The sequence below is a fragment of the Kitasatospora sp. NPDC007106 genome (genome assembly GCF_040634455.1).
Taxonomy (GTDB): domain Bacteria; phylum Actinomycetota; class Actinomycetes; order Streptomycetales; family Streptomycetaceae; genus Kitasatospora; species Kitasatospora arboriphila.
Genome location: NZ_JBEYFP010001046.1, coordinates 1 through 1,883, shown reverse-complemented (window position 1 = coordinate 1,883; position 1,883 = coordinate 1). Strand labels below are relative to the sequence as shown.

The window sequence follows — 1,883 nt, the reverse complement described above, 5'->3', positions numbered from 1 at the left end:
GATGATCGGCCTCATGACCCGCCGCCTCACCGGCGAGACCACCCCCACCTGGCGCGGAACCTAACGTCCGAAGCCAGGGACGAAACGCCCGGTAAACGGATGCTTGGAGAGCTGATCGACGGCCCAGGACCCGCTGACGCCCCTCGTTCCCCGTGACTCCCCATTCGATCTGGCACCGATGTGGCACATCGCTTTTCGTTCCGAAATACTCGGCTGGCCGCACATCCTTGGGCCGGTGGGCCGTTCGCCCATCAGTCGGAAGGGAGGTTCGAGATCGCCGCGGCCATCGCTGTGCGGCCCGCAGTCCCAGGGCTCCTCCTGAAAAGGTTCGATGTCGGTGACGTCGTGGCCCCATGCTTCGAGGGCCTTCCGGGCAACGCGCCGGTCAGCACTCCAGCTGCATATCGTGATCTTGCTGGCAGGAGCCCCCGCGTCCATGAGTTCCTGTCAGTACCACAGGGTGAGACCGGCCGCGCCAACTCCCGTGCGCGCCGCGTAACGCAGCACCCGAAGCGGGCCGTCGATCAGCTCGTCGACGTCGTGGTTCGGGTCGTCCACCATCTCGTCCAGCCACAGCCGTACCCGGGCGGCCACGTGGGCCCGACGCAGCGGGTGAAGGACGAGCGCCTGCTCGGCCGCGGGGAGCGCGGCACGTGCCTGGGCGGCATCGAACAGGAGCTGTCCGCAGCATCCTGGGAGTCGGAGCGTCGTGCGAGGCCGAGCCCCCACATGAGCGCCGCCGCGCCGTCGCCCCTGGGTACGGCGGCGCAGAACAGGCCTTTGCCCTCTTACTGCGGAACCGCGTGCAGCAGATTGTCCTGGAACTCATCCACCTCGGTCCCGTCGTTACGGACTCTGTCGACCGGCAAAGCGCACGATTTCGTCGGTGCGCGACGGCCGCTCGGCCGCCCCTTCGAACAACCCTGCGGGCCCGGTCTGCTCGCGCCACCGGCTCATGTCGGCGGACGACTCCGGCCACGTGCCGTGGGCTCCGGCAGCGTCGGGGAATCGGCGGCGCGCTTCCTCGACGACGTCGTCCGCCACGACGCCGACCGCGTTTCCGCGCCCCGACCCTACGACGCGCACCCATCAGAGGGTCCAACGGTTTTCCCGGGCTCAGCGAACGAACCTCACGCCGGCCGGTACGGCGCACGATCTCCTCTCACAGCCCGTGAATCCGCGAGCCTGGGCTCCTTGATCATTGCGGGACAGCCCTTAGGGTGCCCTGGTGCCGCCGGACCACGGTGGCACCGAACGCCACAGGCACGGTGGCGAGAGCAGTGAACAGCGCACGATCGCGCACCTGGTGCCCGCTGTACCCGCTCGGCCTCACGGCCGTGATCTCGCCGCTGCGCCGCGAAGCGGGCGATCCGACGATCTGCCTCGAGGCGGGCACGGTGTGGCGGGCGTCGCGCACCCCGGCGGGGCTCGGGACGCTGCGGATCGTGGCCCCAGCCTGCCGACAGCGCCGTCGCTGCGACCGCGTGCGCCGCAACCCCGGACTACGACTGGGTGCGAGCAGGCTGGTGATGGACCCGCCCGTGCCGTTCGTCCTCGAGCAGAAGGTCACCGTGACCGTGGCGCACCGCGCCTGGAGGTACTTGCTGCGCCGCCACGGAACTGTGACTGCGCTTCGTATCGGGCGAGGTCTTCTGGGTAGTCGGCCAGGCTGTCCGCACGGCGGGGAGCCGGGCGACGTTCAGCAGAATGTGGTGCCTGGTTCGGTGCCGGCGGGGCCGGAGGCTCTGCCATGGTGAGGTGGCGTCTCACCGGCGCCGAGATGTCGCGGGGGGCGGTCGGTGAGATTGCCCGGTATGGACGCTGACCGAAAAGGCCCAGCAGCTGATGGCGCAGCACTCGATCGACGAAGCGCTGCTCGCGGC

Annotated in this window: 2 protein-coding genes; both read right to left on the bottom strand. The window is 69.6% G+C overall.

Annotated features, from left to right (window positions below):
* Positions 1-447: 447 nt before the first annotated feature.
* On the bottom strand, positions 448-594 hold the full coding sequence (locus ABZ641_RS35570) for a hypothetical protein (protein ID WP_359988557.1): 147 nt from the start codon (positions 592-594) through the stop codon (positions 448-450).
* 252 nt (positions 595-846) lie between these two features.
* A complete protein-coding gene (locus ABZ641_RS35565) occupies positions 847-1,044 on the bottom strand; it encodes a hypothetical protein (protein ID WP_359988555.1) in 198 nt (65 codons plus the stop codon).
* Positions 1,045-1,883 lie beyond the last annotated feature (839 nt).